The organism is Enterococcus sp. AMC1252, from assembly GCF_058216515.1.
The window spans coordinates 2,710,333-2,734,475 of record NZ_CM177097.1 but is presented as its reverse complement, the minus strand read 5'-3'; the positions used below and the strand labels follow the sequence as shown (position 1 = coordinate 2,734,475).

Here is a 24,143-nt window from a genome sequence, read left to right as displayed (position 1 = left end):
AACAGAAGGAGTTGCTTTTGTTTCCACCGTTTATTCGGATTTTTTGAAGCTGGGATATGACTCGTAGAGTGATGTTCCAGGTTCTTTTTTTTAAGCAATAGAATAGGTCAACTGAATTGTTTATAATTTGTTTATTTTCTTGTTAGTACCTGTTTATATCGACTTCTTATAATAAAGATAAGCAATAAAAAGATTTACCTAATTATAGGAGGGAGCAAGAAATCATGAACAATAAAAAAATCATCGTAGGAGTATCAAGTTTAGTATTATTATTAGCAGGTTGCAGTGTTGGGGCACAAGAGTCTATGGGGTCAAAAAATAGCAGTAAGCAACAAACACAACAGCTAAAACATGAAGAAAACAAACATAAAGGTGACAAAGAAACAAAGATTTTAGGAAAAACCAATTGGCAAGGAACCAAAGTTTACGACAAAGACAACAATGATCTAACGGCAGAAAACGCTAATTTTATTGGGTTAGCAAAATATGATGCTGAGACAGGACGCTATGAATTTTTCGACGCTAATACTGGTGAGAGCCGTGGCGATCGTGGCACGTTTTTTATTACAAATGATGGAACAAAGCGTATTCTGATTTCTGAAACGATGAATTATCAAGCCGTTGTCGGACTTACTGAATTGACAAACAAAAAATTTACCTACACAAGAAAAGGTAAAGATAAAGCTGGAAATGAAGTAGATGTATTTGTTGAGCATATCCCGTATAATAAAACTGAGTTAGCTTTTACAGAAAAAGAAAAACCACTGGATACAACTACAGGAAAAATAGAGACGAAAAAATCTGGTGCTGAAATTTTAGGAAAAACGTTATGGAACGGCACGAAAGTTGTAGATGAATCTGGCAACGATGTAACGGAGTTTAATAAAAATTTTATTAGCTTAGCTAAATTTGCAGCTGATACAAATAAATACGAATTTTTCAATTTAGAAACAGGTGTTAGCCGTGGCGATTTTGGTTATTTTGACGTATTGAATCACAATAAAATTAGAGCGCATGTATCCATTGGGCAAAATAAATATGGTGCCGCGTTAGAATTAACAGAACTGAATAACAAGAAATTTACGTATAAACGGATGGGGAAAGATCAAGCTGGCAATGATCTCACTGTATTTGTAGAGCATGAACCTTATACTGGTGAGTTTAAACCTGAATTTAGCTTTTAAGATGTTCTGAGTGAAAGCAATTGTTCCCTTAATAAATGAACGAAAGGAGAAAAACATGACAATAAAAAAACGATTTCTCATTTCATATATTGGGGGTATTGCAATTGCTTGCTTTTCACTTTTTTCAATCATCTGTATTGTATTTTATGTAACGACAGGAAAAATCCCTAGTCCTAGCACCTTGTATAAAACATTTACAGAACAACGCTCATTGAGTCCAGAGGAAGAATTAGCGTATATCAAATTACGTGGGATAGCAAAATCTGATCCAGATCAACTACTTGCGCCAGAGTCTGACCTAAAGAACATGATCAGTCAATTTGAAAGTGAATCATTAGGAGTTGTTGTACGGAAACAAGAAAATATAGCCTATTATTCGCAAGAACTAGTGGAAAAATCACTGATTGTTCATTTTCCTAAATTCGATGACAATAATATCGAAACAAAAGGGACTATTGATAATGCAGGTCGTTTATATCGTTATATGAAATTTGATTTTTATTTTAGTGAGCATGTTCCAGGTAGTTTATTAGTTTTAAAAAAAGAAAATAATTTTTTAGAATTCATGACTAAATGGGGCGTCTTGATTATCGTAACGATTCTACTTGTGGCACTTAGTGGATTACTTTTTCTAAATTATTTATTGAAAAAAACAATCATTAAACCTTTAGAAAATCTAGGTGTAGGAATGTCTTCTATAAGCAATGGTCAATTAGAAGCATCCATGAGCAGGCCTGAAAAACAAACAGCCATGGAAGTAAAGCAGTTGACAGATGATTTTGAAAAAATGCGGGAAGCCTTGATTTATTCAACAGAGGAACAAGCAAAACTTGAAAATAATCGCAAAGAACTTGTTGCAAGCATTTCTCATGATCTTAAAACGCCGATTACCTCAATTATTGGTTATGTTGAAGGATTACTGGATGGAGTAGCAGATTCTCCAGAAAAGCGAGCTAAATATCTCCAAACTATCCATACCAAAGCTCTTTCCTTGAATGAATTGATTGAAGAACTGTTCTTGTATTCTAAATTAGATGCAGCGGCAATCCCTTTTCACTTCGAACGAATTAATATCAACGAGTTTTTAAAACATATCATTGAGGAATTTCAGTTACAAGATAACCAAGTTTCGCTTCAATTATCTAATCACCAAACAAGCCCGAGCCATGTGCTAGCAGACCGAATGCAATTAAACCGAGTTTTTATCAATTTGATTGAAAATAGTTTGAAATTTAAAGCGACTGACCGCCCACTTTTGATCCAAATCGACGTGTCTGAAAGTCAAGAAATGGTGGAAGTACGCGTAACGGACAATGGGCAAGGCATCTCAGCGGAACAATTACCCTTTGTTTTTGATCATTTCTATCGAGGAGAAGAAGAGCGACCAGCGAATACTGGCGGTAGTGGCTTAGGCCTTGCTATCGTCAAGCAAATTATCGATATGCATGAGGGTCAAGTCGAGATTGACAGTGAACTACATCATGGAACGACTGTTACGATCTTATTAAAAAAAGCCTAAGGAGGACAGTCAAATGTCAAACGAAGTATCACGTATTTTATTGATCGAAGACGATGCAAGTATTGCGGAACTGCAAAAAGATTATTTGGAAATCAATCATATGGAAGCAGAGATCGCAAGTGATGGACTGATTGGCCTAAATCGGGCACTGAATGAATCCTTTGATTTGATCGTGATCGACATCATGCTGCCTTCGATGGATGGCTTTGAGATTTGTCGTCGCATTAGAGAGAAGAAAAATATCCCGCTAATGATCGTTTCTGCTAAAAAAGAAGATATCGATAAAGTCAGAGGTCTAGGCTTAGGTGCAGATGATTATATGACCAAACCATTTAGCCCAAGTGAATTGGTTGCTCGTGTACAAGCCCATATCAAGCGTTATCAGTTATTGACTAGAACAGATCAAGTGAATGACATTGTAGAAATTGGTCAAATAATGATTGATAAAAGTGCTCGTAGGGTATTTGTTTTAGGCGAAGAAATCATTTTTACAACGAAAGAATTTGATTTACTGCTATTTTTTATGGAACATCCGAATCGGGTTTGGATGAAAGAACAGTTATTTCGTCAAGTTTGGGATATGGATGACCTCGATAGTGATATCTACACGGTTGTCGTCCATGTCGGTCGAATTAGAGAAAAGCTAAAAAAAGGAAAATTATCAGAAATTCCGATAGAGACTATATGGGGCAGTGGTTATCGCTTTAACGCTTAGTGGCGGAAAAAAAGGAGAATATCTATGAAAAAAAGCTATCTACTTGCTGTTTTCATTTTATGCAGTATCGTTGGTCTTTCAGCTTGTAAACCGGATCAAAGAGCAGATACGAAAAAAACGAGTACGTCAGTAAGACCACCCATCGTGAATACACCTACCTCAGAGACAGTTTCATCAAGTGAGGAGACAAAGGAAAAAGGTGTGAATGAACTATCTTTTGAAAACACTTCTTATAACTACGATGTTGTTACAGGCGCTACTCAAACAACATTTGGCTCAAATCCAAAGCCTTTATATAGTTATGAAGACAAACTCAAAAAAATGTTTTGGTCAAATCAACCGCCATTAGGCTTGATGGAAGGCAATTATTTTACCAATGATGGGTATTTTGATGTTGGAAATAAAGGAATAGTTGAAATTGTTACCGACGATACGCATAAAATCATTCACGTTGAATTTAATGAATACGGCGCTGAAAATTACTACGCATCAAAATACGCAGGAGCTAATAAACGTCTTTCAGATTATGCGTTCTTTCAAGCTCAAAATCCAAGAACCGACACTACTTTAGTAACGGTCGTCAACGGAATCACGTTTGTAGAAAGACAAATGCGAGAGGAAAATCGTATAACGGGAAATTTTGAAACCGTCAAAGGCTCCTCGACTACTGCAAGAGAAGGCTTGATGGCAATTGCAGCAGAGTTAGCAGATGAAATCAAACAACCATCAAAGACTAAATATATCGGTTACGCTGAAGATTTTGGGAATGGCTTGATTGGAAGACTACAATTGACTGTGACAGATGGAAAAATCGATAGCGCACGTTATGATGAATACTTTGCAGATCAACCTGAAAAAATTGTTGCAGAGAATCTGAAAAAATATTATCGACAGTCAAAATATTTCTCTTTAGAATACAATGAGGAAACAAAAAATGATTTTGTGACTTTTTCCGATCACTTGACCAAAGCAATCGTTGATCAACAGACGTTAGTAGTTGAAAATAGTGAGCTTACAAAGCATCCTTCATTTTCGTCTTATCAAAAATTGATTCAGCGCATTGAACTTTAACCTAATCCAGCGAATTATTCGACACACTTTTGACATATTTTCATTTTATACTAAATAAAAATAGGTTAGGAGCGATTAGATATGGGTTATTGTTCAAATTTTTTTAGCGGAGGCCGTGGCATGATGCGAGGTGGGATGTTTGGTATGGGGTTATTTTGGTGGATCTTACTAGTTGTTGTGATTATTGGCGTTGTTTATTTTATGAAAAATAAAACAAATCAACCGACAAACATAAGCAATAAAACTCAATCAGAATCACCTCAACAAGCGGCTCGACCTTCAGCACTAGATGTGCTAGATGAAGAATTTGCTAAAGGAAATATCACAGAAGAAGAGTATTTGCATAAAAAAGAAGTATTGAAAAAGTAGACAGAAACAAAGAGGATGGCACAGGAGTGTTTAATCCCGAGAAATAAGAAGGAATTCACGAAAATTGCTCTTTAAATTTTTGTGAATTTCAGCTTATTTCCGAAGGGAGTGCTTCTGCTCCCACCGTTTATTTGGATTCCATGTGAGTGGGATATGACTCGAAGAGTTATGTCCCACTCACTTTGTCTTTTTTATATCTAATATATGATTATGCTAAAAATTTTCCAGTAACAGAAGCGTGTGCAGTGACCGCATCAGCAGGTGTCCCTTCAAAAATCACCTTGCCTCCTTTTTTCCCCGATCCCGGGCCAAACTCGATCATCCAATCAGCAAGTCTAACCAATTCTATATTATGTTCAATCACGAGAATGGTATTTCCCTTTTCAAGTAATTCATCAAAAACGGTAAGTAACGCTTGGATATCTTGGGTACTTAAACCAGTTGTCGGTTCATCTAGAATGATTATTTTATTGTGATATTCTAGATTACTCGCTAATTTTAAGCGCTGCAATTCTCCACCAGAAAGTGTATTAAGGGTTTGTCCTAAGGTCAGATAACCTAACCCGATCGCATCTAACCAAAATAACTGTTTCGCGATCTTTGGCTGATCTGAAAAAAATTGACAACTTTCTTCAACAGACATTGCGAGTACGTCAACAATATTTTTGTCAGCATACGTATAATGAAGCACTTCGTTTCGGTATTTATTTCCTCGGCAAGCTTCACAGACACTGCGAATTGGATCAAGAAAAGCTAATTCGGTTTCAATAAAGCCTTTACCTTTACAGATTGGACAAGCACCTTTGCCATTAAAGCTAAACAAACTAGCAGCAACATGATTTTTACGACTGAACAATTGTCTGACCTCATCAAATAAACCGATGAAAGAAAGAACAGTTGAACGACGACTTGTCCGTAAACTTTTTTGTGTGACATAAAAAATATCTGTACTACTTTGTTCCTGTAATGCTTTAGCGAAAGAACTTTTACCAGAACCAGCGACACCCGTAATCGCAATCAGTCGTTGTTTTGGAAGTTGTACAGAAATGTTTTTAACATTATTTTTTGAAAGGTTTGTTAGTTGAAAAGTTGTATCTGGTAACTTTGGTCGAGTATTCCGAGTGAGAGATTCTTGCTCTTTTTGTCTAGCCTCCCACTGCTCATAACTTCCTACACTGATTAGTTCTCCACCGTGTACGCCAGCTTTTGGTCCTAACTCAAAAACAGTATCTGCCAATTGGATGATGTCAAGATCATGGTCAATCAATAAGACGGTATTTCCTTTGGCCTTGATTGTTTGAATCAGCTGTCCAATTGCTTGAATATCTTGAGGGTGTAGGCCAATACTAGGTTCATCAAAAATATACATCAGATCGCTTAAGCTACTGCCAATTGAACGAATTAACTTGATTCGCTGTGACTCACCACCAGAGAGCGTTCCAGTTTCTCTAGCCAGATCAAGATAATCTAAGCCTACCTGACAAAGATGATCAAGCTGTTGTAACACACCACCTAATATTTGCTGAACCCCAACTTGTGTTAAACTACGCAAAAAATCACTTAATTCATTTAATTGCATGTCCAAACATTCCCCAATATGTTTGCCATTGATTTTACAAGATAACGCCTGTTGATTTAAACGATACCCTTGACAAGTAGGACATTTTTCTTGAACCGTTATACGTTGAATATCAGGCAAGTAACGCTGATAACTTTTGGATGGATTTTGAATAAAAGTCTGGGTAATACGAGGAATCAAGCCCTCGTATGTAGCAGATTTATACCAGCCGATGCGAGGATTTGGCGGTTTGATTTCCTTTGAATAAAGTAAGAGAGTCATTTCTTCTGAAGTGAATGCTTTCAATGGTTTATCGTTATCAAATAAACCAGAATCTACATATCGCTTCCAGCGGTAGCTCCCAGGCTCGAAAGTTGGAAAGCAGATAGCTCCTTGATTTAATGAACGCTGATAATCCAATAACGCATCTAAATGAAATTCAGTAATGATTCCTAAACCTTCACAGGTTTTACACATACCAGTTGGACTATTAAAGGAAAATAAATCTGAAAAGCCAACAAAAGGTTGCCCAAATCTTGAAAAAAGTAAGCGTAAGGTAGGGTTGATATCTGTGGCAGTTCCAACGGTTGAACGTCGATTGTCACCTAGGGCTTTTTGATTAATGATAACAGCAGGTGAAAGATGTTCGATCGAATCGACGATAGGCAGTTCTAAATGAGGCATGCGATTTCGAATGTAACTGGGATAAGTTTCATTCATTTGTCGTTGTGCTTCGGCAGCAATCGTGTTGAAAACCAATGAAGATTTTCCTGATCCAGACACACCAACGAACGCACTGATTTTGTGTTTATTGATTGTTACATCGATGTTCTTTAAATTTCTAGTACGGGCGCCACGAATGTTAATTTGACTCATGATCATTCCTCCTTTATCCTAAGTATAATACTTTAATATGACAGTAATTGTCAGTTTATAGAAAGAAGTGTAACGAATGAAAAAAGAAACGCTCTTATACGATATGCTCTGGTATATCCAAAATAAAAAAGAATTTACTGCACAAGAATTAGCAGATCGATTTCATTTATCTGTTCGTAGTGTGTACCGCTATATTTCAGATTTAGCGGATTTGGGTTTATATGTTGAATCTAAAAAAGGCCGTAATGGTGGTTTTACTGTTTTACCAAATCAAATTTTACCGCCGGTATTGTTTACAGAAAAGGAATTATTCTCATTGTATTTTGCAATCCAATCACTTGCTGAATATGAAGATTTTCCTTTCAAAGTGAATACGATTACAGCAAAAGAGAAGCTGCTGGAAGTTGTGCCAAAAGAAGTAAAGCGAAAACTAATGCAGTTGTCGGATCATTTTAAACTTTCTATACCAAAGCAGGCAGTGTCTGCACCTTATTTGAATGAATTAATTACAGCTTCTTTAGATCATAAACGGATTAAAGTTCATTATCAGTCGATGAAACGTATCTCTCAAAAAATTTTAGACCCGATCGGTATATACGCCAGCAATGGTTTTTGGTATTTATTTGCGTTGGATCAAGAGGTACATGAGCCTCGACATTTTCGGATAGATCGAATCAAACAGTTGAAGGTAACAGAAGAATCGTTTGATACGTTCATTAAACTAAATCAGATTGAAGAGGATTATGAACCGAAAGAAGGATTAGAACTTTTTGCTTATTTGACGGAGAACGGTGTCAAACAATGTCTAGAAAATCGTTACTTACATAAAGGGGTACATCAGCATAAAAAGCGTCGCTCAGAACTTTCCTTATTGATCGATAAATCGGATATTGACTTTACAGCAGACTTTTTCTTGTTACTGGGAAAAGAAGCGATGGTCACAGCGCCAAGAGAATTAGTGGAATTACTTAAAGAGAAGATAAGTGAATTAAGTAAGATTTATTCGTAAAAAAATACGAAAGAGAGGAAGTATATAGGATACGGATATCTTTGTAAGAAATCGATATTTTGTGCGTACTTGGTATATAATAAATCAAAAGGAGTGAGTTTTATGAAAAAATTGGTCGATAAAATAGTATCCAAAAGACTGCTGACCTATCTTACTTTTTTGACTATTTACTTGTATATCATTAACACATTTGAGCGTATACCATCAACTTTAACGTATTTGATTTTCATCTATATTCTCTTTTTTATTATTGAGACCACGTATACACAAAATAAAGAAGAAAGAAAAACAGGGAAAAAGAAACAGAGTCCTAGTCAGTTTTTTCATAATGTGGATTGGTTTGTCGTGGGAATGACCGCTGTGATTTATATTGTTATCTATGTTATTTTGCTCACTCTAGTTAATAGATAATAAGAATTCATTGCTAGTCTTCCGTTTAAAAGTGTGGAAGAGGGTATTTTTCATGGAGCAAGCCTTAAATATTATGTTTTTTTACTTTTACTCGTGTATCTAGTTTTTCTATTCCCTTGATTGTAAGATCAGAACAGGAAAATAGAAAATGCTTTTCGGATTTGTTATAGGATTTATGTTTCTATTCTTAGGTTTATGGTCCGTTTAATTTAACGACTTCTCTAAAGCATGGATTGTTTTTTACGAATTAATGCTTTTTTATTATTAGATTCATATCTGGTTAAACTAATGTTAAATTCATAATACTCTCATTTTCCTCTTCATTTTAGAGCGATTATAGATTATACTTAATGAATAGCATTTATTTTATTTATCAGGTAAAGCGGAGTACTCGTGCTGATAGGGTGGCTAGTCTCTTGGAAAAAAGATGAATTATGAATGAGGTAAAGAGCGCCACAATCATAATTTTCTATTTTTCAGTCAAGGCTAGACGGGCTTGCTCCGCTTCTATTGTTATCTAGCTGCATGAGTCAGCATCTCGGAAAAAAGATAAAATATAAATGAGGTAAAGAGCACCTCAGTTATATTTTCCTATTTTTCATCGATGCTGAACGGCTCATTCCGCTTTTAAATTAGGAGGTCTTATGGAAAAAAATGGAACAAAGAAAACTGGGTTGTTATTAATTGCGCTTTTTTTAGGTTACACAATGGTTTACATCGACAAGCTTTCAGTGGGGTATTCTCTAATCCCGATTTCAACTGAATTTGGATTGGAACCAGCAGCGAAAGGGATGATCATGAGTGCTTTTTTCTTAGGATATGCAATCATGCAGATTCCCATGGGATTGGTCATCAATAAAGTCGGTTCTAGAATTGTATTGATTGGTTCAGTTTTAGGAATGGGGGTATTTTCATTCTTATTTGGTTTTGGAACATCCTTGATCATGTTTATGTCGTTGCGATTTTTAACTGGGTTGTTAGCGCACTCAGGTTACGCGTCATCTGCAAGTAAAGAAGTTACGATGAATTTTCCGCCGGAAAAACGGACTTTTGCTCAAGGGATTCTGCTGTCATCTTCTGGTGTAGCGGGCTTTATTGGACCATTGGCATTATCACCGATCATCACAAATGCCGGTTGGAAAAATGCTTATATGATTCTAACTGTTTTAGCTGCTGCGATTGCTATTTTTCTCATTGTCGCTATTCCTAGGAATGAAAAAATGAAAGAAAAAGTAGAGGCGATTGCAACCAAAACGGATAAGATCTCTATTTTGGTGATTTGGTCAGATATTCGAGTTTGGATTTTATTTCTAAGTTCATTTTTCATCAACTGTTTGTTATATGGACTTTCAAGTTGGGTGCCTAGTTTCTTAACGGGGGAACGCGGTTTGGATCTAAATGGTGCCGCTGTAATCAGCAGTGTAGGTGGCTTGTTCATGCTGATTGGTTCAATTGGCGGAAGCTATGTTGTGGGGAAATTTTTCCAACATAAAGAAAAAGCAGTTGTTGCGATTACGGCCATCTTAGGAGCACTTTCTGCATTTGGATCTTATTATATTGGGAATCTAGTTTTACTATCAATCGTGATGGGTCTAGCGAATTTCTTTTTAATCATCTCTTTTGTTACGATGATGAGTATTCCACTGCGGATATTTGAAGGGGCTAAGTTTGCACCAAGTTATGGAACACTTGCCACAGGTGGAATCCTTGGCGGTTTTGTTTCACCGACACTTATCGGGAAATTAGTTGAACTGTCAAATGGGCAGTATATTTCGACCTTTATTTTCTTTTTAGTTGTTGGTTTGTTGACAGCTGTGACGATCATGTTCATTAAACAAAAATAGTTTTAAACTAAAAGGAGGAACAACAATGACAAACATTCAAGAACAAATGCCGCAAGCAGATATGGTGAAATGGAGAAGACATTTACATCGTCACCCAGAATTATCTTTTCATGAAGTAGAAACTGCTAAATATATTCAAAAAGTATTAGCTGATTTTCCTAACTTAGAGGTTAGCTCGTTGACTGAAAATAGTGTAATCGCTATTTTAAAAGGCAATAAACCAGGGAAAACAATTGCGTTAAGAGCAGATATCGATGCACTGCCGATCGTGGAAGAATCAGATGTAGATTTTCCATCTGAAAATCCTGGTGTGATGCATGCTTGTGGACATGACACACATACCGCTATGCTTTTGGGCGCAGTTAAAGTCTTGAGCGGAATGCAGGATAAAATTGCAGGCACAGTAAAATTTATCTTTCAGCCAGCTGAAGAAGAACCGCCAGGTGGTGCAAAATTATTGGTTGAAGCGGGTGTGATGGATGATGTAGATATGGTTTTCGGTCTGCATATCGCGCCGAATATTCCAGTTGGGATGGTAGGAACTAGAAAAGGACCTGCTAGTGCGGCATCCGATGTCTTTACATTGAAAATCCAAGGAAAAGGCTCGCATGGTTCAACACCGGATCTTTCGGTTGATCCAATCATGATCGGAGTAGAAATTATCAATAACTTGAATAATATTGTGTCAAGAAATATTAGTCCGTTTGATAATGCGGTTATTTCGATCGGTGAATTTAACGCAGGAAAAACAGCGAATGTCATTCCTGATACGGCACAAATCCAAGGTACGGTTCGGACGAATGATAAAGAAGTTCGAATGTTCATCAAAAAACGGATTGAAGGAATTATCGATGGTATTTGTAAGATGTATGATGCGACGTATGACCTAGATTATTTACTAGGTTATAGTGAGGTCAATAACGATAGTGATGCAACAGATATCGTTATGGCAGTAGCTGAAAAAGTTGTTGGTAAAGAGCGGATGTTTGAAGCACCTAAAATGATGGGTGGCGAAGATTTTTCTGCCTACACAGATGTTAAGCCAGGATCATTCTTTATTTTGGGGGGCGGAACAGCGGCTGAAGGTTGTGGCTATATGAATCATCATCCAAAATTCAAAATCATGGAAGAATGTTTCCCAGTCGGATCTGGCATGCATGCGCAGATTATTTTGGATATTTTAGGACAAGAATAGAGAATAGAAGAAGAACTTTAACAATCGTGTTGAGGTTCTTTTTTTATTTACAACAAAGCTAGTATTTATCTTGAAAGTTTGGCAGAATAGAAGAGAATAAGTAATGAAAAACAGAATTGAACCATTAAAATGTATCAATGATCAAAAAAAAGATATAATAAGATAAAATACTCAATAAAGGATGAGGAAAATGGAAGCGAAAAAACCAAAAATATTTACAATGTCTTTTGCTAGTGTCTACCCATTATATATCAAAAAAGTAGAGAGAAAAGGTCGAACACAGGCAGAAGTCGATGAAATCATTATTTGGCTGACAGGGTATGATAAAGCGGGACTACAAAAACAGATAGATGAAGAAGTTAATTTTGAAACGTTTTTTGCAGAAGCACCCGAACTAAATCCTAATGTTTCCCTAATCAAAGGGGTAATCTGTGGCTATCGTGTGGAAGAGATAGAAGATGAGTTAATGCAGAAAATTCGTTATATGGATAAACTGATTGATGAATTAGCCAAGGGCAAAGCAATGGAGAAGATACTAAGAAAATAATCCTAATAAAACGGACCAATCAGTTTAAGCTAGCAGTTCTCTAGTTTAAACTGATTGGTCCGTTATTGATCCAAAAGCTAATGGTTAAAAACATCAGAATAACCTCAAAAGAACTCTTTTCAAAACATGAGGTCTGTTTACTTTAAAAATGAATTAAGTATAAAAAAAACGACAAAAAATCGCAAAAATCTGCTTATACTCTATTAATATCCAACAATGTAACATCAAAATTGCTTTTTAAATTCGTCTGACTGTGTGATATTTAAGATAACACAGACAGGAGGAGTAATCATGAAGGAACACTTTTTTTACGATCATCGAGGAAATAGCTTCTTTGATGAAGAAAATGTCTCAACAGAGCAAATTATGAGAATAGAATTGCCTAAAACCGTCACGTAGTTTTATCGATGAAGTCACAAAGAAATTTCATAGATAAAAAAGCGTTTTGAAGGTAGGCTGACATGTTATGGAGATTGGAAATTTGTTGAGAATCCGCAGAGAGCAAAAAAATTTAACACAGCAGCAAGTTGCTGCTAAATTTCATGTAACGAGACAAACGGTCTCGCGTTGGGAAAATGAAAAATCGTATCCGAATATCGATACGTTAGTCGAACTAAGTTTCTTTTTTGATTTTTCACTTGATGAAATTTTAAAAGGAGAAGATTTTGATGGTTAAAAGGTTCGTTGCTAGAGTCATGGTACAATTGAGTATAAATAAATCGAGGAAGGTTGAGAGACAGCGCACGAAGAATAGTTGAAAAATCCCAAGACTCGTCCAATGAACTATAGAGTATTGCCAACTGACAAATTTGATAGTCGAACGATTTTAAACTAGTGAACCAAAAAGATTAAAGGAGCAACCTACCTCAAAAGTAGAGGTAAGGCTTTGTTTGGAATCTATTCAAGGAAATGGCGTTATCGAGTTGGGAATTATCGTATAATTTGCAAAATCGAAGATGTTAAGTTGAGTGTCCTTGCTTTAGAAGTTCGACATAGAAGTAAAGTTTATAAATAATTGAATTATCTTTATGTAAAAAGAGAGTCTACCTGTAAGAGTTGTTGATTTTACATGTAGACTTTTTTTGTTTTGAAATTATTAACATTTGTAGATGAAAATAAAAAAATCATTTTTTATGTGATAATGGTTATTAAAGTCAAATAGTAAAATAATATGGTTAAATAGTCATTTTTTTCTCTTTTTTGACTAATTCGTTGATGATAAGATTGTATTGTATAATCAAAAATTAAAAAGGAGTTTTTAGATGACAAAAATCAGTACAGATCAGGGCGTTGTTAGTGAGATTACGAATAAATTTACTAACAGTTTATCAGATGTTTCTTTTTCACCGAAAAAATCATTTTCCTTTTCTCAAAGTTCGGCTGCTTCTGGACTAAAGAGCAGTTTATCCTCGTTAGCTTCAAGTATTAGAAACTTTGAAAGCTATGCATCTAGTGATGTGCAAAAACTGATGACGATCCATCAAGCGATTGAAAAAGCAGAAAGAGGGAAAGGCTAGATGATGATTGAGGACAAGAAAAGAAAATTGCGGTGGCAGGCAGATAAAGTAGAAGATCGTGTGAGAGACTTGAAAAAGAAAGAAAATGAAGCAACACATCTTATACAGGATATTGCTCGTTTACATCAACGACAAAGAGAAGTCTTAAATGAAATTCTCTATTACAGCAAAGGAACACATGCAGAACGTTCAGCAACGATCGATTTAGAGGATTTAGAACAAGAACAGCATTCAATCATGCGCCATTTCGAGGAAGGACAAGAGGAGTTACATATACTAAGCAAATCAGAACAAAGAAAACAAGAGCAGTTGCAAGAAGACCTCATCCTCCTTCAACGAAAAGAAGAGGAGGAACAAGATGCCGAAAATTGATTATAGCGAATGGGCTGAATTATCAAGTGAAATCACCACACAACGACTAAAAATCGTCAGCCAGTTTAAATCATTCGATCAAGCGCAGCAACAATTTAAAGGAGCGAAAGAATTATCAGGTACAGGCTGGGATTCTTCAAGAGATTATTTTGACGGTTATACAACGGTGTCAGATGCGATCTTTAATGCACTCTATGAAGTGGATGATGCAACAACTGAATATGTCTCGGCTTTTACATCTGAAGTCGGTGCAGCTGAAAATCAGTTGGATACAGATCATTTAGAACGATTAAAATCAGAATTAAGAAGCCTACAAGCTGAGAATGATATTTTAATGGAAGCCGCTGCGAAAGCTTTTGAAAATGTCCCGTTTATCAACCAGTTTTTCATGGAGCGAAGTATGCTAGGCAAAGGGAAAGAAATTGAGATTTTAGAAAAGTATCAAACCTTTGAAGCCGCACACGGAAGTGATTTTTCAGAGGTTCAAACCGTGATTTCTTCGATTGAACAAGGCTTAGCAGTGCTGGGAAACGCAGGAAATTTTATTGGCGGTGTCGATGGTTATAAGAAAATTTCATGGAAAGACCAAGACTGGTTTAAAAATATTCAAGCATTTAATGAGAAGAATAAAGAGGACCGTTATGAGATCGTTGTGATTCATGAAGATCATGATGGCAAGCAGTTTGCGATTTATAAAAATGGAAAACTGGATGAAGGACGAACACTTGATTATAATAAGTTGTTGGGGAAACAAGATTGGGAAATGCTGATGAAGCTTGGACCTGAAACAATCAAGATGTTGCTTAATTTAGATGATGTGGAAGTTTTGCTGGATGATGGATCAAGTACTGGGCAAAAAGTGAAGTCGAGTATTTTTCTTATTCTGGCAGTTATGCCGGTTGATAAGGTGAAGGACGTTATTAGGGCAGCGAAGTTGATGAAAAATGGGGATCACTTGTTAGATGGTGTGAAGCTGACTGCCAAAGAGTTGGATATGTTAAGGGATTTGGAAAGATCTGGTGAACGGGTTAAGATAGTGGAGAAGGGTAGTGAGGTTAGTAAAATAAATGTCGATTTTGCTAAAGTGACAGAAACAGCTACTCTACCTAAACGAGGTGGGGAGACAGTTGTTGGACATGCACTACAAAAACATGCTGGGAGAAATCCTAGTATTTGGGGTGGTGTAAAGGGAAATTCTGAGCAAATAAATAAGACTGCTATGAATCATCTTAATGAAATAATGAATGCGCAAGGAGAGTTTAAAATCGCCAAAGCAAAAAATGGCGTTAATTTTTTAGAAAAATGGTTGCCGGATGGACGAGGCATACGGTTGAACATGGACGGAACTTTTAAAGGATTTATTGATTAATTTAAATAGGAGAATAAATTTATATGGAAAATTTAGAATTGATTTTTGAAGATATTAGAGTAAGGGATATTGATACAATTTTTAAGTTTCTAAAATTTGATGAGCACAATATAAAAAACTCTCATTTCTTTTTGGATAATGCCGATGTTGAATACGCTGATATTTCAAGTTTCACTAATTACTTTAAAACGTCAGGAACATGTAATATTTTAATTAGTAGACTAGACTTAGGAATAGAAGTTACAGATGTGTTAATCATTATTTCTTTTGATGAAGTTTTTGGAGATATGACACTTAATTTTTCTGAAGCTAATTGGGAAAAGAACGATCTAACTGAAGAAAAGAAAATTGAATTAGTAAAGGAAAAATTAAAACAAATAACAAATGAAATTAACTATAAATCAATTGTTTTTGGTTACGAACCTGTGGATGAAGAAAATATGCAGCTGATAAATATTGAGAATAAATAATGGTAATACTAATGATTTGATAAATTAAAAGTATTAGAATTCGGTGGACACTAGATTATTTGATTATCATCAATTTTTTTCAGATGGAAAGTATATCTATGATCCAAGATATATTGATATCCCTATATTAGAAGATGACTATTTTAAAATGCTAGAAAAGTTGAACCAAGGTGGAATAAAAATTAAATAACGCAACGGAGTAAATTTAAAATGAACAATGAAACATTAATAGCTGATTATTTTAAAGAGAATTTTCCTACAAAACACTTGAGATACGAGATGTATTTGAATCATAATAAGTATTTAAAAATTCCTGAATTAGTCTTTCGTTTTCAAGATAATGTAGATTCAATAGCATGCGATGAATTAAAGAGATGTGTTGAATCATTTTCTGGGAATTTAGAAATGGACGGTCATAAAAGATTTTTTTGGGAGGAAAAATATAAATTATAGTTTATCCCCAAAAGTAATGTATCAATATTGTAAGGATCAGTTTGATAAAGAAGAATTTCCTTCACAGGAAGAATACTTTTTAGAAGAGACTTTTAGAAAGATATGTGAAGATGCTATTGAAGATATTCCCAATTTGTATAAGTATATTAAGGATAATTTCGCGTGGAAAGATGAATACCAAAAACGGATAAATGAATAATGTGTATCGGTATTAAAAAAATAGCCGATTTTTCATAGGAGGATATAATTCATTAAAACAACTATAAATGAACAGTTAAAATTACACAGTCTATATGTGAAGTCTTTAGGCAGAGAAGGAATCGAACTTATCTTAGATAAAGCTAATTTTGAAAAAAGTAATCTAGAAAGTGTTGATTTGACAGAAGCGAGTTTAACAGAATGCGTTTTTGATGGGATGATCATCAAATGAACAGATTTTTTTAGAACAGAATTGTACTCTTCTAGTTTTAAGAAAACTAATATAATTAATACTAATTTTGCTAAGGCCAAAGCAGATTTTGTTTTTTTTAAACAAGCCAAAATTGACAATACTAATTTTCTAAAGGCAGATTTACCAGAATCAGATTTCTCATTTTCTACAATTAAGGATAGTAGCTTTATTGCTAGTGATTTAAGGGAGGCAGATTTTAGTCATGCTACACTCGCCAATGTTGATTTTGAACTTGTAAATATTGAAGAGACGATTTTTAAAGGTGTAGTGCTTAAAAATATTATTAATTTAGATAAAGCGATGGTGGAATCGATTAATATTGGTTCGTTAGATGAACCTGTTATATTGGAGAATGAGGAAGCGTGTAATTGGTTATTGGATTGTAATGATAGATAATTTGTGACTTTAGATAATTAGGAATGCTTCTAATAATGACTATCTACTAACAGCTAGCTGAATTATTTGAATCTAAGATAAATTGGTTCTATTTCGACGTGTTAGAAAATAAGTTGTTGATGGAATTAGAGCTGTTAGAAAACGAAGTAACAACAAACTATAGCATTGAATTCTCGAACATAAGCACATTTTATAAATAATACGACAGATGAGAGAAAAAGATGTTTTCCATCGAAAGATAAGGATAATATAAATGTGGAAGAAGTTACTGAAAGATATAATAAGAGAAAAAAAGAACTATGAAGAACTTGTAAATCGAGGCGTAACTGATAATGAATTATCAAGTTTAAATGAAAAAAGTTTAACTGAGTTTGCATTTAGGTTTCCAGTTAATTTCACCGATGTGTTAAAAGAAATTAATGGTTTAGAATTCAATGGAACAATTTTATATGGTACTGATGAATACTTACTAGACAGTGATGATGGCATCGAACAGAGTATATATGGATTAATTGAATACAATAAAATATGGTATGAAGTTGAAATGAACAAACAATTTATTTTTTTAGGAGAATCAAATATTAGCTGGTTTGTTTACGAAAAGTCTTCAAACATGTTTTGTGAACTTGATAATCCTTCTGGCGAGATGATTGAAAGATTCAATACTATTGAAGAATTGCTTGAGAAAATGTTGAAAAATGCTTTAGAATAATTTTTAACTATTAATGCAAATTTATTAAGCTTAACTATCTACGGAAAAATACTAAAACATTAGTCCATAAATGTGAGGAGTAGTTTTACTATGAAAATAAGATGTTTATGCGGAAACATGCTCAATGATGAAACCTTAGAGACAACAAATCCATTAATGGTTTTTCCTGAGAAGGAATATTACGATGTGCTAGAATCAAATCCAAAAACTGTAGAGGAGCTTGTCGATAAAATGCCTTCAGGTTCTATTTGGGAATGTAGGGTATGTGGAAGACTTCATTATTTTAAAGAAGGGAAAATAGCCATTTATAGATTGGAAGAAGAAGTGCCTGATAGTGATTAAAGAATAAAATGGATTATATTACAAGATTGGTAATCAAGTGATTAAGTTTTGGATAGCAGGTCCTAACTTCTCAATAAACTTACAAATAGCTATTGAAAACGGTTTGTAATTCAATTAATAATTGTGAAGTTATTGAGATTGCGTTAGTTAGTAAATAACCATCGAATGTATCAAAAACAAGATTAACTATATGTAAGAGGAATGTAAGTAAGATTAAATAAGATATGATGGCATAACTAAATAGTTAATGAGGAGTGCTAGTGAAAATAAATGAAGTAGTTTGTAGTACAATAAAAATTAAAAATAGTTTCGATAAATCTATAGGAAATTTTGATATTTTAACGGAGAAAATGGATGATAATTTTACTCCGTACCGTATTGAGCAGAGCGTAATGATGTGGATCAATGAGGAAGGGGGCTTGGGAGAAATAGAATGTATATTCCCAGAACAAGTAAACGATGAAATTACTTTGATTTCCAGTAAAATTGTTAGAGAGCAGAATGGTTTTCCAATAATTAACATCAACGAAGAAATCAGGTGTAATGAAGTTTTAGTGTTTGCGGATGATGACTATTTTGTACTATATTTTACCAATACAAAAGAATATGATATGAAAATTATTTCTCAAAATCTTGTTTTTTACTTATTTAATTCTGAATTAATTGCTATTAAGGGTATGGTCTTAGGAAGTGAGTTGTAAAACAGATGAGCAATGAAAGAATGATTGCAGATTATCTTAAAGATAATTTTTCGATGAGGCAATTAAAGTATAAAATGTATTTTTCAGACGATATATATTATAAAATTCCAGGATTGGTATTCCGTTTCTCAGATGATGTTAAATTAGAAGCTTACGAAGAGTTCAAAGAATGTATAGAGACTTTTTCTGGTAACTTAGAATGGACAATTATAGAAGATTTTTTTGGAAGGAAAAATATAAATTATAGTTTGTCTCCAAAGGTAATGTATCAATATTATAAGGATCAGTTTGATAAAGAGGAGTTTCCTTCACAAGAAGAATATTTTTTAGAAGAGACTTTTAGAAAGATATGTGAAGATGCTATTGAAGATATTCCCAATTTGTATAAGTATATTAAGGGTAATTCTGTGTGGAAAGATGAATATATGAACTAAAAAATATGTGAGAAGACAGAGTACTGAAATGATGCTCTGTCTTCTTTATATAAAATAGTAGTAACTATAAATAAATTTAGCAAAAATGAACGATTTTTATTTCAGAATAGAGTATAATGTAAGATGGATATTTCTTATTGTATAGACAAATCCTTTAATAAAAAAGGTGGGAAATTTATGAATGATGATATTAGAAAAATAAAAAATTATATTTTGGAAAGTGAAATATTATTGGAAAGTTTTTATAAGTTATTTTTTGAAAAGCTTATAAAAGATAAATACGTAGCAATAGGAGAAACTCTTAGAAAACTAACAAAGAAAAATTATGCGACTAATAAAAGCGTTAAAGAGGAAATTAGAAAAGTTTTAAATGAGAGAAAAATAGAAAATGTTGATGAGTTAATTCAAAAATTAAAACAAGTAGATAAGGGACTTATTGTTCAAGAATTGACTATTTCTGATATAGAAGCATTAGTTACTATAATATTTTCTTATTTTAATCTATTAGAACAAAAACGTAGTTTAATTGGTGAGTTGGCAGGAGCTCCTAGTTTCCAAAAAGAACCTTTGGAACTTAGAATTCCGATTGTTGAAGTCGGAAAAAACAATCTGTTTCCCTTCTTAAAACTTAATTTTAAATATCAACTATCAAAAATAGAAGAGTATGATTATATTTCAAATATATTTAAACGAGATTTTTTAGAGAATAGAATTATGTCTATTGTAGATAGAATAAGTTTACATGATGTAGGTTTAACGTATGATGATATAACAGATAAGATCATAGATAAATTTAACAAAGATTCTTCATTTTTAATTAGTGAAGAGATTATATTGGATGCTCAAACAGATTATCTTTTTTTCTCTGATTTAGTTCAGATAAAATTTATTGAAACACTAGAAGATTATAGAAGAGAAATAGAAGACATTGATCAAACAATTCAATCAACAAATGATGAAGACTCTGTGACAAAGTATCTATTTCAAAAAACGAAAGAATTAAAAGGTAAAGATTTATACTATCGAGGTCATACAAATATCAATTATATCCTTGAACCATCTATTTATCGTGGGAAATTTTTTAAGAATGAAAAAATCCTTTGTGAAGAATCCCAAATCAGAAATCCTGATGAATATGAACATTGTTTGACTCATCTAGATCGTTTGAAGAAAATGCAGCATTATAGTATCCCAACCCGTTTATTGGATATTAGTAGAAATGCCTTAATGGGTTTATATTTTGCAGTTGAAAAAAGTGCATCTAATGAAGGAGTGGATGGGGAAGTTGTTGTTTTCCATGAACCCAACCCTAAATATACTAGAAGTGATACGGTTGCGTTGATTTGTTCATTGGCATTCTTTGATATTACATTTAAACAAAAAATTGCTTTGTTAGCTTCTTCGTTTATTGATCGCACTATTGAAGATTTTAATGAAGATGAGGCTGTTCAAAGATTAATTCATGAGGTTCTGTCAGAGAAGTCAGCTTTTTCACCGAAAATAATCAAAGAAGATTTATGCAACAATTATATTGTGCTTCCAACAAAAGACAATAAACGAATTATTCAACAAGATGGAGCATTCATTGCTTGTTCATTGAATATGTTTGAAAATGAAGATATTAATCAGCTTAGGGCTGGAAAAGGGAAAAAAGTTGTTTTAGCGATTAAAAGTAGTGATAAAAAGTCATTACGAGAAACGTTGAATCTATTTGGGTTAAACAAAGCAACGGTTTATCCTGAAATTGATAAAGTAGCAGAATACTTAAAAGAAGAGTATATTGACTAAGCTATTTTATTTAAGGAAGAATTGTTATAATAAGTAACGATAAATAGTTATTGGAGGAAATAAAACAATGGCATCGGCTGATTTAAAAATAGAAGAAACATTATGGGCAGCAGCAGACAAATTAAGAGGCAGTATGGATTCAGCAGAATACAAGAATGTTGTATTGGGATTGATATTTTTAAAGTATGTTTCGGACAGTTTTGAAGAAAAATACAAAGAGTTACAGAACGAAGAATTTGCTGATCCGGAAGATAAAGATGAGTATACTGCTGGAAATATATTTTGGGTTCCTAAAGAATCACGTTGGAAATTTATCAGCGAAAAGTCGAAAGCACCTGAGATTGGTCAAGTTTTAGATGAAGCTATGATTGCGATTGAAAAGGAAAACCAGTCGTTAAAAGGTGTATTACCTAAAAACTTTGCTCGACCTCAGTTAGATAAAATCCGTTTAGGTGAAACAATTGATTTATTTACTAATGCTGAAAAATTAGGTGACGAAGAAGGAAAGAAAAAAGATATTTTAGGTCGAACCTATGAATATTTTTTATCTAAATTTGCGAGTGCTGAAGGAAAAGGTGGAGGAGAATTCTATACACCTAGTTCAGTAGTTAAATTATTAGTAGAAATGTTAGAACCATATTCAGGTAGAATTTATGACCCTTGTTGCGGTAGTGGTGGAATGTTTGTTCAATCAGAGAAGTTCGTTGAAGAGCATACAGGAAAAATTGGTGATATTTCAGTTTACGGGCAAGAGTCTAATCCAACAACATGGCAATTATGTAAAATGAATTTAGCGATTCGCGGTATTGATGGCAATATTGGTTCTAGTAATGCTGATACTTTTCATAATGACTTGCATAAAGGGTTGAAAGCGGACTACATCTTGGCAAATCCTCCATTCAATATTAGTGATTGGGGCGGAGATAAACTAAAAGATGATGTTCGCTGGAAATATGGTGTACCACCTGAGAATAATGCAAACTATGCTTGGATTGAACATATTATATCAAAACTTGCGCCAGAAGGAACTGCTGGTTTTGTATTGGCTAATGGAAGTATGTCAACAGGTACGAAAGCAGAGTTTGAAATTAGAAAAAATTTAGTTGAAAATGATTTGGTGGATTGTATTGTGACATTACCAGATCAAATGTTTTATTCAACACCAATTCCAGTTTGTTTATGGTTTATTACTAAATCAAAGAATAAAGGTAACGAACGAAATCGTCAAAATGAGATTTTATTCATTGATGCTAAGGGTGAAGGGTTTATGGCAGATAGAACTCATAAAGAATTTTCTACAGAAAATATAAAAAAAGTTGCAGATACCTATCATGCGTGGAAAGGCACAACTGATCTAAATTATGAAGATATAGCTGGATTTAGTAAATCGGTATATATAAAAGATATTCAAGAACATAAGTATATTTTAACTTCAGGAAGGTATGTTGGATTTGCAAAGGAAGAAATAGATAATGAACTTTTTGAAGAAAAAGCAGAGAGGTTAACGACTAAATTATCAGAGCAATTTCTTATATCTCATACATTAGAAGCTGAGATTAGAAGAACCTTAGGAGAGATAGGATATGAAATTTAGTAAGTATAATTTGAATCAGGTATGTTTAAAGATTACTGATGGTTCACATTCAAGTCCTAAAGCAGCTAGTTCAGGACTTCCAATGCTTTCAGTTAAAGATATGACAAAATTGGGGTTTAAGAAAACCGGATTTAAATTAATATCCAAGGATAACTATAATAAGTTGGTTAAATCTGGATGTAAACCTATAAAAAATGATGTATTAATAGCAAAAGATGGTAATAGTTATTTACAATATTGTTTTTGTTTATCAGAAGATATAGAAGCTGTAGTTTTATCTTCAATAGCAATTTTGAGGCCAAATCCTGAAATTATTAATCCATTTTATCTTTCTTATATGCTAAAGAATCCTTCTATGATCAAAATGATTAAAGAAGGTTATGGGTCTGGGTCAGCAATACCGAGAATAGTTTTAAAGGATTTTAAACAATTACCTATTGAAATACCTAATTTAAATAAACAAAATAAAATTGTTGATTTATTGAGAGGAATAGATAAGAAAATTGAGTTGAACTATCAAATGATTTCAACGATAGAAGAGTTAGTATCAACACTATTTAAGAGATGGTTTATCGATTTTGAATTCCCCGATGAAAATGGAAGACCTTATAAATCTACCAGTGGAAAGATGAAAGAAAGCGAATTGGGTGAAATACCTCTCGAATGGGAAATGAGAACAATATCAGAAACTGTAGAAAAAATTAACAAATCAGTTAGTCCAAAGGATTTAGAGAGCCATGAACGTTATAATCCAATTGAAACACTTCCAATGAAAAAAATGACTTTCTATGAATATAAAAGTGCATCTGAGGCTAAAAGTAGCTTAATTAGATATAAGAAAAATGACATTTTAGTTGGTGCAATGAGGGTATATTTTCATAGAGTTTGTTTAGCGAATTTCGATGGAATAACTAGAACTACTACATTTGTGTTGAGACCATTGAAACAAGAATTTCAATATTTTAGCTTACTTCATATTTTTTCAACGAATTTTATAAAATTTGCTGAAAGTAGTTCTAGAGGAAGTACTATTCCTTATGCTGTTTGGGAGTCAGGAGCAAATCAATATAAGATAGTATTACCTACAACTGACATTTTACTTAAGTTTAATTTGCTTGTACAAGATTTATTTTCTCAGTTAGAATCATTATCCAAACAAAACTCTAATCTAAATGAACTAAGAGATACTTTATTGCCTAAACTTCTATCAGGCGAAATCGAACTACCAACAGACGAGGAGGAATAA

27 protein-coding genes and 1 pseudogene are annotated in these 24,143 nt (G+C 33.7%); 27 read left to right on the top strand and 1 reads right to left on the bottom strand.

Annotation, left to right across the window (positions count from 1 at the left end):
• The first annotated feature begins 224 nt into the window (after window positions 1-224).
• The 5 genes from AC4BB5_RS12930 to AC4BB5_RS12910 all read left to right on the top strand — a co-directional run bounded on the left by AC4BB5_RS12930 (window position 225) and on the right by AC4BB5_RS12910 (window position 4,858).
• Window positions 225-1,184, top strand: coding sequence for a DUF4822 domain-containing protein (locus AC4BB5_RS12930; protein WP_490456531.1), 960 nt, complete (start codon window positions 225-227; stop codon window positions 1,182-1,184).
• Window positions 1,185-1,239: 55 nt separating this feature from the next.
• Window positions 1,240-2,703 carry a sensor histidine kinase gene (locus tag AC4BB5_RS12925; RefSeq protein WP_490456530.1) on the top strand — a complete coding sequence of 488 codons (1,464 nt, stop codon included), beginning with the start codon at window positions 1,240-1,242 and terminating at the stop codon, window positions 2,701-2,703.
• 13 nt (window positions 2,704-2,716) lie between these two features.
• Window positions 2,717-3,418 (top strand): response regulator transcription factor, encoded by a 702-nt coding sequence (locus tag AC4BB5_RS12920; RefSeq protein WP_490456529.1) that lies wholly within the window; start codon window positions 2,717-2,719, stop codon window positions 3,416-3,418.
• A gap of 24 nt (window positions 3,419-3,442) precedes the next feature.
• A complete protein-coding gene (locus AC4BB5_RS12915) occupies window positions 3,443-4,489 on the top strand; it encodes a hypothetical protein (protein WP_490456528.1) in 1,047 nt (348 codons plus the stop codon).
• Between the two features lie 81 nt (window positions 4,490-4,570).
• Window positions 4,571-4,858 (top strand): SHOCT domain-containing protein, encoded by a 288-nt coding sequence (locus AC4BB5_RS12910; protein WP_490456527.1) that lies wholly within the window; start codon window positions 4,571-4,573, stop codon window positions 4,856-4,858.
• Window positions 4,859-5,066: 208 nt separating this feature from the next.
• Here AC4BB5_RS12910 and AC4BB5_RS12905 read toward each other — a convergent pair whose 3' ends face one another.
• Window positions 5,067-7,292: an ATP-binding cassette domain-containing protein gene (locus tag AC4BB5_RS12905; protein WP_490456526.1), complete on the bottom strand. Its 2,226-nt coding sequence runs from the start codon at window positions 7,290-7,292 to the stop codon at window positions 5,067-5,069.
• Window positions 7,293-7,368: 76 nt separating this feature from the next.
• Between AC4BB5_RS12905 and AC4BB5_RS12900 the strand changes: the two genes are divergently transcribed.
• From AC4BB5_RS12900 to AC4BB5_RS12795, 22 genes and pseudogenes are all read left to right on the top strand, one after another.
• Window positions 7,369-8,301, top strand: coding sequence for a helix-turn-helix transcriptional regulator (locus AC4BB5_RS12900; RefSeq protein WP_490456525.1), 933 nt, complete (start codon window positions 7,369-7,371; stop codon window positions 8,299-8,301).
• A gap of 102 nt (window positions 8,302-8,403) precedes the next feature.
• A complete protein-coding gene (locus AC4BB5_RS12895; RefSeq protein ID WP_490456524.1) occupies window positions 8,404-8,712 on the top strand; it encodes a hypothetical protein in 309 nt (102 codons plus the stop codon).
• 644 nt (window positions 8,713-9,356) lie between these two features.
• Window positions 9,357-10,556, top strand: coding sequence for an MFS transporter (locus AC4BB5_RS12890; protein ID WP_490456523.1), 1,200 nt, complete (start codon window positions 9,357-9,359; stop codon window positions 10,554-10,556).
• Window positions 10,557-10,581: 25 nt separating this feature from the next.
• Window positions 10,582-11,751: a M20 metallopeptidase family protein gene (locus tag AC4BB5_RS12885; protein WP_490456522.1), complete on the top strand. Its 1,170-nt coding sequence runs from the start codon at window positions 10,582-10,584 to the stop codon at window positions 11,749-11,751.
• A 190-nt stretch (window positions 11,752-11,941) separates the two neighbouring features.
• Complete coding sequence (locus AC4BB5_RS12880) at window positions 11,942-12,298, top strand: DUF2200 domain-containing protein (protein ID WP_490456521.1); 357 nt, start codon at window positions 11,942-11,944, stop codon at window positions 12,296-12,298.
• Between the two features lie 466 nt (window positions 12,299-12,764).
• Window positions 12,765-12,974, top strand: a complete 210-nt coding sequence (locus AC4BB5_RS12875; protein ID WP_490456520.1) for a helix-turn-helix transcriptional regulator — start codon at window positions 12,765-12,767, stop codon at window positions 12,972-12,974.
• A gap of 210 nt (window positions 12,975-13,184) precedes the next feature.
• Window positions 13,185-13,313 (top strand): type II toxin-antitoxin system RelE family toxin, encoded by a 129-nt coding sequence (locus tag AC4BB5_RS12870; protein WP_490456519.1) that lies wholly within the window; start codon window positions 13,185-13,187, stop codon window positions 13,311-13,313.
• Window positions 13,314-13,560: 247 nt separating this feature from the next.
• On the top strand, window positions 13,561-13,815 hold the full coding sequence (locus AC4BB5_RS12865; RefSeq protein ID WP_490456518.1) for a DUF3130 family protein: 255 nt from the start codon (window positions 13,561-13,563) through the stop codon (window positions 13,813-13,815).
• Window positions 13,816-14,187 (top strand): hypothetical protein, encoded by a 372-nt coding sequence (locus tag AC4BB5_RS12860; RefSeq protein WP_490456517.1) that lies wholly within the window; start codon window positions 13,816-13,818, stop codon window positions 14,185-14,187.
• Window positions 14,174-15,556, top strand: a complete 1,383-nt coding sequence (locus AC4BB5_RS12855) for a T7SS effector LXG polymorphic toxin (RefSeq protein WP_490456516.1) — start codon at window positions 14,174-14,176, stop codon at window positions 15,554-15,556. Before AC4BB5_RS12860 ends, AC4BB5_RS12855 begins: the two co-directional genes overlap by 14 nt.
• 23 nt (window positions 15,557-15,579) lie before the next feature.
• Window positions 15,580-16,026 carry a hypothetical protein gene (locus tag AC4BB5_RS12850; RefSeq protein ID WP_490456515.1) on the top strand — a complete coding sequence of 149 codons (447 nt, stop codon included), beginning with the start codon at window positions 15,580-15,582 and terminating at the stop codon, window positions 16,024-16,026.
• A 210-nt stretch (window positions 16,027-16,236) separates the two neighbouring features.
• Window positions 16,237-16,479 (top strand): hypothetical protein, encoded by a 243-nt coding sequence (locus AC4BB5_RS12845; RefSeq protein WP_490456514.1) that lies wholly within the window; start codon window positions 16,237-16,239, stop codon window positions 16,477-16,479.
• Window positions 16,480-16,774: 295 nt separating this feature from the next.
• Window positions 16,775-16,909: a pentapeptide repeat-containing protein gene (locus tag AC4BB5_RS12840; protein WP_490456513.1), complete on the top strand. Its 135-nt coding sequence runs from the start codon at window positions 16,775-16,777 to the stop codon at window positions 16,907-16,909.
• 21 nt (window positions 16,910-16,930) lie between these two features.
• Entirely contained in the window at window positions 16,931-17,326 is a 396-nt protein-coding gene (locus AC4BB5_RS12835; RefSeq protein WP_490456512.1) for a pentapeptide repeat-containing protein, read from the top strand.
• Window positions 17,327-17,388: 62 nt separating this feature from the next.
• Window positions 17,389-17,526, top strand: a pseudogene (locus AC4BB5_RS12830) (YxiG family protein); the annotation flags it as partial.
• A gap of 53 nt (window positions 17,527-17,579) precedes the next feature.
• Window positions 17,580-18,038, top strand: coding sequence for a YrhA family protein (locus AC4BB5_RS12825; protein ID WP_490456511.1), 459 nt, complete (start codon window positions 17,580-17,582; stop codon window positions 18,036-18,038).
• A gap of 90 nt (window positions 18,039-18,128) precedes the next feature.
• The gene (locus tag AC4BB5_RS12820; protein WP_490456510.1) at window positions 18,129-18,380 is read left to right on the top strand and encodes a DUF8617 domain-containing protein; all 252 of its coding nucleotides are present in this window, start codon (window positions 18,129-18,131) and stop codon (window positions 18,378-18,380) included.
• Between the two features lie 260 nt (window positions 18,381-18,640).
• Window positions 18,641-19,081 carry a hypothetical protein gene (locus AC4BB5_RS12815; protein ID WP_490456509.1) on the top strand — a complete coding sequence of 147 codons (441 nt, stop codon included), beginning with the start codon at window positions 18,641-18,643 and terminating at the stop codon, window positions 19,079-19,081.
• Window positions 19,082-19,101: 20 nt separating this feature from the next.
• Complete coding sequence (locus tag AC4BB5_RS12810; RefSeq protein ID WP_490456508.1) at window positions 19,102-19,515, top strand: hypothetical protein; 414 nt, start codon at window positions 19,102-19,104, stop codon at window positions 19,513-19,515.
• A 177-nt stretch (window positions 19,516-19,692) separates the two neighbouring features.
• Window positions 19,693-21,303 (top strand): FRG domain-containing protein, encoded by a 1,611-nt coding sequence (locus AC4BB5_RS12805; protein WP_490456507.1) that lies wholly within the window; start codon window positions 19,693-19,695, stop codon window positions 21,301-21,303.
• Between the two features lie 67 nt (window positions 21,304-21,370).
• A complete protein-coding gene (locus AC4BB5_RS12800; RefSeq protein WP_490456506.1) occupies window positions 21,371-22,897 on the top strand; it encodes a class I SAM-dependent DNA methyltransferase in 1,527 nt (508 codons plus the stop codon).
• On the top strand, window positions 22,887-24,143 hold the full coding sequence (locus AC4BB5_RS12795; RefSeq protein WP_490456505.1) for a restriction endonuclease subunit S: 1,257 nt from the start codon (window positions 22,887-22,889) through the stop codon (window positions 24,141-24,143). Before AC4BB5_RS12800 ends, AC4BB5_RS12795 begins: the two co-directional genes overlap by 11 nt.